At 71.9% G+C, this 7,731-nt stretch carries 9 protein-coding genes; 4 read left to right on the top strand and 5 right to left on the bottom strand.

Features of this window, described 5'->3' with window-relative positions:
- Positions 1 to 384: LysR family transcriptional regulator (locus NH339_RS16345; protein ID WP_253027084.1), on the bottom strand; the 384-nt coding region annotated here is incomplete at its 3' end.
- 83 nt (positions 385 to 467) lie between these two features.
- Here NH339_RS16345 and NH339_RS16350 point away from each other — a divergent pair.
- Complete coding sequence (locus NH339_RS16350; RefSeq protein WP_253027085.1) at positions 468 to 1,346, top strand: DMT family transporter; 879 nt, start codon at positions 468 to 470, stop codon at positions 1,344 to 1,346.
- A 69-nt stretch (positions 1,347 to 1,415) separates the two neighbouring features.
- Here the strand turns inward: NH339_RS16350 and NH339_RS16355 are convergent, their stop codons facing one another.
- Both NH339_RS16355 and NH339_RS16360 read right to left on the bottom strand, forming a co-directional pair.
- A complete protein-coding gene (locus tag NH339_RS16355) occupies positions 1,416 to 3,293 on the bottom strand; it encodes an acyl-CoA dehydrogenase (RefSeq protein ID WP_253027086.1) in 1,878 nt (625 codons plus the stop codon).
- 160 nt (positions 3,294 to 3,453) lie between these two features.
- Positions 3,454 to 4,059 carry an HAD family hydrolase gene (locus NH339_RS16360; RefSeq protein ID WP_253027087.1) on the bottom strand — a complete coding sequence of 202 codons (606 nt, stop codon included), beginning with the start codon at positions 4,057 to 4,059 and terminating at the stop codon, positions 3,454 to 3,456.
- Positions 4,060 to 4,453: 394 nt separating this feature from the next.
- On the opposite strand from NH339_RS16360, the gene NH339_RS16365 reads away from it, so the two are divergent.
- Positions 4,454 to 5,350, top strand: a complete 897-nt coding sequence (locus tag NH339_RS16365; protein ID WP_253027092.1) for a LysR family transcriptional regulator — start codon at positions 4,454 to 4,456, stop codon at positions 5,348 to 5,350.
- A 121-nt stretch (positions 5,351 to 5,471) separates the two neighbouring features.
- Here the strand turns inward: NH339_RS16365 and NH339_RS16370 are convergent, their stop codons facing one another.
- Positions 5,472 to 6,224, bottom strand: coding sequence for an enoyl-CoA hydratase (locus NH339_RS16370; protein ID WP_253027088.1), 753 nt, complete (start codon positions 6,222 to 6,224; stop codon positions 5,472 to 5,474).
- 22 nt (positions 6,225 to 6,246) lie between these two features.
- Positions 6,247 to 6,990: an SGNH/GDSL hydrolase family protein gene (locus NH339_RS16375; protein ID WP_253027089.1), complete on the bottom strand. Its 744-nt coding sequence runs from the start codon at positions 6,988 to 6,990 to the stop codon at positions 6,247 to 6,249.
- Between the two features lie 119 nt (positions 6,991 to 7,109).
- On the opposite strand from NH339_RS16375, the gene NH339_RS16380 reads away from it, so the two are divergent.
- Positions 7,110 to 7,493, top strand: a complete 384-nt coding sequence (locus NH339_RS16380) for a hypothetical protein (RefSeq protein ID WP_253027090.1) — start codon at positions 7,110 to 7,112, stop codon at positions 7,491 to 7,493.
- Positions 7,490 to 7,731, top strand: a 242-nt coding sequence (locus NH339_RS16385) for a hypothetical protein (RefSeq protein WP_253027091.1), incomplete at its 3' end; no start/stop codon positions are given. The genes NH339_RS16380 and NH339_RS16385, both read left to right, overlap by 4 nt.

A 7,731-nucleotide genomic window follows, 5' to 3' on the forward strand; every position in this document is an offset into this window, starting at 1 on the left:
CGGCTCCAGCTCGTGCACCACCACCCGCACGGCGGGATGCGTGACCGCGAGCTCGGCCACGACCGGCAGCAGGGTGGTGCGGACGGCCGTCGCGAAGCCGGCGACGCGCACCGTGCCGGCCGGCTCGGCGTCGGGGTCGAGGTCGGTGCGAGCGGCCTCGACGGCGGCGAGGATCGCGACGGCGTGGTCGGCCAGCCGACGACCCGCGGGCGTGAGCCGGACGCCTCGACCGTCCGGCTCCACGAGCGGCGTCCCCACCTCGCGGGCGAGGGCGGCCACCTGCTGCGACACGGTGGAGGTGCTCGTCATCAGGACGTCGGCCACGGCACGCATGGACCCGTGCCGCGACAGCTCGAGCAGCACGGCGAGACGGTCGGTGTTCACAGGGGCATCGTCCCTGTTCGACGGACGGTTCGTCTAGCATCGTCACGTGGACGCGGACGGACCGTAGCGTGTCTCCTAGTACGGTGCAGCTCTCGTCCTCGTCCTCGACCATCCCCGACGGCGCCCCGCGCGGGGCGGTCATGGCGCTGGCGTCGATGACGTCGGTGCAGCTGGGTCTCGCGGTGTCCGTCGGACTCTTCGACCGCATCGGCTCGGAGGGTGCGGCGTGGCTGCGACTCGCCTGGGCGGGCGTCATCCTCGCGGTCCTCGTCCGCCCCTGGCGCCGCGGGCTGAGCCCGGCCACGCTCCGGGCCTGCGTGGCGCTCGGCGTCGTGACGGCCGGCGTCACGATGCTGTTCATGGCGGCCGTCGCCCGGCTGCCTCTCGGCACGGCGAGCGCGCTGGAGTTCCTGGGTCCGCTGTCCGTCGCGGTGCTGCGTGGGCGACGCGGCACGTGGGTGTGGCCCGCGCTGGCTGCGGCGGGGGTCCTGCTGCTGACCCAGCCCTGGAGCGGGGAGATCGACGGCCGCGGCGTCCTCTACGCGCTCGGCGCGGCCTGCTGCTGGGCGGGCTACATCGTCCTCACGCAGCGCGTGGGCGACGCGGCCGACGGCATCGTGGGACTCGGCGTCTCCATGCCGGTGGCGGGCCTGGTCGCCACGATCGTGGCCGGGCCGGCCACGATCGGCCACCTCGACCTCGAGCTGCTCGTCGTCGGCGTGGGCCTGGCGATGCTCGTGCCTGTGGTCCCGTTCGCGCTGGAGATGCTGGCGCTGCGGCGGCTCACGACCGCCGCGTTCGGGACGTTGATGTGCCTGGAGCCGGCGATCGCCCTGGTCGTCGGGCTCGTCGTGCTCGACCAGGTGCCGGACGTGGGTGCCGTGCTGGGTCTGGCCTGCGTGGTCGCGGCGGGCGTGGGCGCGACCCGGTCGGGTGGCCGGGCGTCCGTCGCCGCAGCCTGAGCCCCACGCACGACGAAGCCCCCGCCCGGTGCCGGGCGGGGGCTTCGTCGTGGTGGTCGGTGCCGAGGCTCAGAACGCAGCCTCGTCGAGCTCCATGATGCTGGCGTCGACGTTCTCGGCCATCGCGCGCTCGGCGGTCAGGCGGGGGAGCACGGTGCGCGCGAAGAACGACGCTGCCGCGATCTTGCCCTCGTAGAACGCCTTCTCCGAGCCGGTCGCGCCCTCGTCGAGCTTGGCGATCGCGACCTCGGCGCCGCGCAGCAGCAGCCAGGAGACGACGAGGTCGCCGAGCACGTACACCAGACGCGTCGTGTTCAGGCCGACCTTGTAGAGGTTCTTCAGGTCGCCCTTCTCGTCGGCCGGGTTGCTGGCCATGAGGTCGGTGAACGCGGCACCCAGGATGGCCTGGGCGTCGTCGAGGCCGGTCGCGAGCAGCTCGCGCTCGACCTTGAGGCGACCGTTGCCGGCCTCGCTCTTCACGAACTCGCCCACCTGCTCGGCGAGGTAGCCGATGGCGCGGCCCTTGTCCTTCACGATCTTGCGGAAGAAGAGGTCCTGGCCCTGGATGGCCGTCGTGCCCTCGTAGAGCGTGTCGATCTTGGCGTCACGCACGTACTGCTCGATCGGGTAGTCCTGCAGGAAGCCGGAGCCACCGAACGTCTGCAGCGACTCGGTGCCCAGCAGCACCCAGGAGCGCTCGGAGCCGTAGCCCTTGACGATGGGGAGCAGGAGGTCGTTGACCGACTCCTCGAGCGACGCGTCCTCGCCGGACTCCGCCTTCTGCATGATCGCGTCCTGCCAGGTCGTCGTGTAGAACACGAGCGAGCGCAGGCCCTCGGCGAAGGCCTTCTGGGTCATGAGCGAGCGGCGGACGTCGGGGTGGTGCGTGATCGTCACGCGCGGCGCGGTCTTGTCGGCGGCCTGGGTGAGGTCGGCGCCCTGGACGCGCTCCTTGGCGTACTCCAGCGCGTTCAGGTAGCCCGACGACAGCGTCGCGATGGCCTTGGCGCCCACCATCATGCGGGCGTTCTCGATGACGCGGAACATCTGGTTGATGCCGTCGTGCACCTCGCCGAGCAGCCAGCCCTTGGCCGGCTCGCCGCCACCGGTCGACGGGTCGCCGAAGGTGACCTCGCACGTGGTGGAGACCTTGATGCCCATCTTCTTCTCGACGTTCGTGACGTAGGCGCCGTTGCGCTCGCCGGTCAGCTCGCCGGTCTCGTGGTCGAAGTGGATCTTCGGGACGAGGAAGAGGCTCAGACCCTTCGTGCCGGGGCCGCCGGCGCCCTCGACGCCCACGGGGCGCGCGAGGACGAGGTGCATGATGTTCTCGCTCATGTCGTGCTCGGCCGAGGTGATGAAGCGCTTGACGCCCTCGATGTTCCAGGAGCCGTCCTCGTTCGGGTAGGCCTTGGTGCGGCCCGCGCCGACGTCGGAGCCCGCGTCGGGCTCGGTGAGCACCATCGTGGCGCCCCACTGGCGGTTGGTCATGAACTCGGCGATCTTCTTGTCGCGCTCGGTGCCGTTCTCGAAGACGATGCGCGCGAAGGCCGGGCCGGCGGAGTACATCCAGATGGGCGGGTTCGCGCCGAGCACGAACTCACCGATCGCCCAGATGAGCGAGGAGGGGGCCTTCTGGCCGCCGAGCTCCTCAGGGACCTGCAGACGCCACCACTCGGCGTCCATCCACGCCTTGTAGCTCTTGGCGAAGGCGGGGTTCATGGTGACCGTCATCGCCTTGGGGTCGTAGACGGGCGGGTTGCGGTCGGAGTCCTCGAAGGAGGGGGCGAGGTCCTCGCGGGCCAGCCGCTCGGTCTCGGCGAGGATGCTCTTCGCGGTGTCGAGGTCGAGCTCCTCGAACGCACCGGTGCCGAGGACGTCCTGACGTCCGAACAGCTCGAAGAGGTTGAACTCGACGTCGCGGAGGTTGCTCTTGTAGTGGCTCATGACTGCCTGTTCCTGGATCGAGGGTGCGGTGTCCGGTGCACACGTGTTACCGATGGGTGCTACCGGCAGGTAACTTCAAGTATCCGCAGATGAGGGGCCTGACACAAGTCCCGGGAGCCGACTCGTGCGTCACGTGGGTCGGCCGACCTCCGTGCGCCCGTCAGCGGGACAGGTCGGGGACGAGCCCGACGACGCCGTGCAGGTCGTCGACGACGTGGTCGGCGCCCGCTGCGCGCAGCTCGTCGGGGCTGCACGGACCGGTCGGCACCGCGACCCCGACGACGTCGGCCGACCGGCACGCCTCCATGTCGTGCACGTGGTCGCCGACGTAGGCGGTGACGCCACGGGCGCGGAACACGTCGGCCTTGCCCTCGCGCCAGACCTCGCCGACGACGTCGAGGTCGATCGCGAGGTGCTGGAGGTGCAGGGCGGCGTTGCGCCCGTTCTTGCCGGTGACGACGAAGGCCTCGCCGCCGGCGTCGAGCACGGCCTGCACGGCCTCGCGCGCCCCGGGGAGCAGCTCGACCCGCGGGATCGCGAGGTCGGGGTAGAGCGCGCGGTAGCGGTCGGCGACCTGGGGGACCTGCTCGGGCTCGAACCAGTGCGCGAGCTCGGCCTCGAGGGGCGGTCCGAGGCGGGAGGTGACGAGGTCGACGTCGATGAACGTCCCGGTCTCCTCCGCGAGGGCCCGGTAGGTGGCCCCGATGCCGGGCCGGGAGTCGACGAGCGTCATGTCGAGGTCGAAGCCGACGACGAGGCGGGTCACGGGCCCGAGACTAACGAACGCCGCCACCGGCGTCGGGGGAGCGTCGGTGGCGGCGTGCGTGCGCCCGGGGGTCGCGCCGGGCGGCGGGTGACCTGGCCGGGGCGTCGGGACCCGGCCAGGTGGGGGCCGTCGGTCGCGGGGACCGACGGCGGGTCTCAGAAGCGCTGGATGGTCGGGATGCGGCCGTACCCGTCGCGGGCGACGAGGTAGGCGGACTTGGTGACACCGACGGTGACGACGACGGCGCCGAGCACGGCGAGAGCGATCATGGGGGGCCTCCTCGAAGGGGGTGGGGACGAGCTGACACGTCCATGGTCGTGCTGTCCACTGTCAAGGACAAGCGAAGAGAACTTCACGTAACGTGTAGCATCACTACATGGATGTCCGTCGTCTCATGGTTCTGAGGGAATTGTCGGAGCGGGGCTCGGTGGGTGCCGTCGCCGATGCGATGAGGGTCACACCGTCGGCGGTGTCGCAGCAGCTCAAGGCGCTGGAGAAGGAGGCGGGCTACCCCCTCGTCGAGCCGGCCGGGCGGGGCGTGGCGCTGACCGAGGCGGGTCGAGCGCTGGCCCGCGCGGCCACCGACATCGCGGTCGCGATCGAGCGTGCCGAGGGCGAGTGGCGCGCCTTCATGGAGCAGCCGGCCGGCCGCGTCACGCTGGTGACCTTCCCGACGGGAGGGGAGATGCTGCTGCCCGGGCTGCTGACCAGGATGGCCGAGCGGCCCGACGTCGAGCTGCTGTGCACCGACACCGAGGACCCTGACGCCGTCGGCGACCTCACGGCCGACCACGACGTGGTGCTGTCGGACTCGCCCACGACGTCGGCCGCCTGGCACGACCGCGGCCTGCAGGTCGTGCCGCTGATGAGCGAGCCGCTCGACGTCGCCCTGCCGCAGGACCACCCGCTCGCCCGCAAGGCGAACCTGTCGCCGCGCGACGTCGTCGGTGAGACCTGGATCGGCGTCCCGCCCGGCTACCCCTTCGACCGCGTCCTCGAGCAGGTCGTGGTCGCGACCGGCCAGCCCGTGCAGGTCGCGCAGCGCTTCGCCGACAACGGCGTGGTCGAGGCGATGGTCGCGGGCGGGCACGGCCTCGCGATCCTGCCGCGCTTCACGACGCGCGAGCACGGCAACGGCCTGGTGACCCGCCCCCTGCTCGGCGTCCGCGCTCGCCGTGAGATCTCCGCCGTCCTGCGCCCCGACCGCTTCGAGCGCCCCTCCGTCCGCCTCGTCGTCCAGGCCCTGCGCGAGGAGGCGCGCCTCGTCGCCGACGCCCACGGCGCCGCGTGAGCGGAGATTCCCAGGTCGACCTGGGAATCTCCTCACCAGGCACGGGAATCTCAGCCAGGCACGGGAAGCAAGCCGTGCGCGGCTGGGATTACCAGGTCGACCTGGGAATCCGTCCCGGCCGTCAGTCCTTGGCGAACCGCGCGGCGAAGCGCTCGAACTCCGGGCTCGACAGCGACTCTGCCTGGAACTGCGCCTCGACGTCGAGCGAGGTGGCCGCGTCCGACGTGGCCGCGACGCGCACCGACTCCTTCACGTGCGCCATCAGCACGGGGCTGCGCTCGCACCAGCCGAGCGCGACGTCGCGGGCGCGGGTCTGGGCGTCGTCGGCGATCTCCTGGGCGAGGCCGAGGCGCAGCGCGTCGTCGGCGCCGATGACGTCGCCCGCGTAGAGCGCGGCGGCGGTGTTGGCCGAGCCGATCCGCTGGGTCAGCATCCACGTGCAGCCGCCGCCGGGGTGCAGGCCGATCTGGGTGAAGGTCGGGCCGAACCCAGCGCGGGGGCCGGCGACGATCACGTCGCAGGCGAGCGCGATGTTGAGGCCGGCGCCGACCGCGGGGCCGTGCACGGCCGCGATGGTGGGGATCGCGAGGTCGCGGATCGGCAGGAACGACGCGTAGACCTTCATGAGGTGGTCGCGCAGCTCGTCGACGGGGCGGGTGCGGTCGCCGAACAGGTTGGTCACGTTCGCGCCGGAGCAGAAGGCGCGCCCAGCGCCGGTCACGAGCAGCGCGCGGGCGTGCTCGTCGGCCGCCACGGTGGCCACCGCGTCGCGCAGCTCGTCGAGCAGGGGCCAGTCGAGGGCGTTGAGCCGCTCCGGGTCGTTCAGCGTGATGGTCCGCAGCGGACCGTCGGACTGCAGCAGCACGAAGGACATGCGGGCACCGTAGCGGCCGACGCTACAGGGCGCGGCGGACGACCTCCGCCATGCCGGCGTACCCGCGGTCGTTGGGGTGGAAGCGGTCCTCGGCGAGACGTCCGCGCCAGTCGCGCATGTGCGGCACGCGGAAGTCGGCGACGCGGATCGCGCCGGCGCGGGCGCGGGCATCGACGACCCGGTTGAACGCGACGGCCGAGCGCTGCAGGCCCGGCTGCGTCGCCACGACCGTGCCCCGCGGGACGGCGTCGAGCAGCTGCTCCGTCGCGGCCGGCAGGCGGCGGCTCCAGCGCGGGCTCATGAGGTCGTTGTTGCCGATGAGCAGGGTCACCAGCGCGACGTCGTGCCCGATGGCACGCACCTGCTCGAGGGCGGGGAGCTGTCGGTCGAGGACGTCGAGCACGCGTGCGCCGTTGAACGACAGGTTGAGCACCGCGACGTCGCGCAGGGCCGACGGCGGGTCGCCGGCCAGCTGGCCCACCCAGCCGCGGTCGGGTGCGCTCGCGCCGATGCCCTGGGTCATCGAGTCGCCGAGCGCGACCCACAGCGGCCGACCGGAGCCGAGGGCGCGACGGTTCGCGTCCTCCCACCAGCGCGCGTACGGCTCGACCTGCTCCATCACGCTGCGGACGCCGGGCAGGACCAGCGCCAGCTTGGAGACCACCGGGCCGGGCGGCCGTCCGCTGAGGTTGGAGTACTCGAACGTCGTGACGTGCCCAGTGAACCAACGGGCCCACGGTCGCGCAGGTCGCGTGAGCGGGCTCACGGGCTCCGCAGACCTCGGAGACCAGAGGTTTTCGCGCAGGTCATGCCGACGAAACACCGCCCGTGTTTCATCGTAGGTAACAAAGTTTCGTCGCAAGAATCAACGATCCGGAGGGTGCCATGACCGCCGACACGCAGACCGCCACGTCCGTCCCACCCTTCCGCGTGACCGCGGACGGCCACGTCGGGCTGCCTCCCATGAACATCGGCAGCACGCTCGGCTTCATCGGCGACGTCTACGAGAACCCCGACGACAGCGTGATGTGCTCCGGGTACTTCGAGCTGCTGCACACCGACGAGCCGCTCGAGTACTTCTACGACTACGACGAGATGAAGGTCGTGCTCGAGGGCGAGCTCCACCTCGTGAACCTCGACACCGGGCAGGAGCTCGTCGCGCGCCGCCACGACGCGATCTTCTTCCCCCAGGGCTCGCGCATCGGGTTCAGCACGCCCGACCGCGCCCTGGCCTTCTACACCGGGCACCGCGACGCGAGCCTGCTGTGAACCCGGCCCTCGAGCTCACCAGCGTCCCGGCGTGGGCGGTCCGACCGTCGACGCCACCGTGCGACCCCTCCGCCACGGCGTGCACGGCCGTGGCCGTCGGGCCTGACGCCGTCGACGTCGCGACCACCTGGCTCGCCGAGGCCGTCGCACCGGGACGTCTGCACGCCGTCTCCGCCACCGACGAGGCGCTGGCCGTGGTCGACGCCGAGCTCGCCGACGCCCGCGTCGGCTGGCGGCT

This window comes from Aeromicrobium sp. CnD17-E (genome assembly GCF_024124745.1).
Classification (GTDB): Bacteria; Actinomycetota; Actinomycetes; order Propionibacteriales; family Nocardioidaceae; genus Aeromicrobium.

Bases quoted from the DNA above. Each gene is read 5' to 3' on its own strand.
- NH339_RS16365 (WP_253027092.1), top strand. From the start codon at position 4,454: ATGGTTCTGAGGGAATTGTCGGAGCGGGGCTCGGTGGGTGCCGTCGCC.
- NH339_RS16380 (WP_253027090.1), top strand. From the start codon at position 7,110: ATGACCGCCGACACGCAGACCGCCACGTCCGTCCCACCCTTCCGCGTG.
- NH339_RS16370 (WP_253027088.1), bottom strand. From the start codon at position 6,224: ATGTCCTTCGTGCTGCTGCAGTCCGACGGTCCGCTGCGGACCATCACG.
- NH339_RS16355 (WP_253027086.1), bottom strand. From the start codon at position 3,293: ATGAGCCACTACAAGAGCAACCTCCGCGACGTCGAGTTCAACCTCTTC.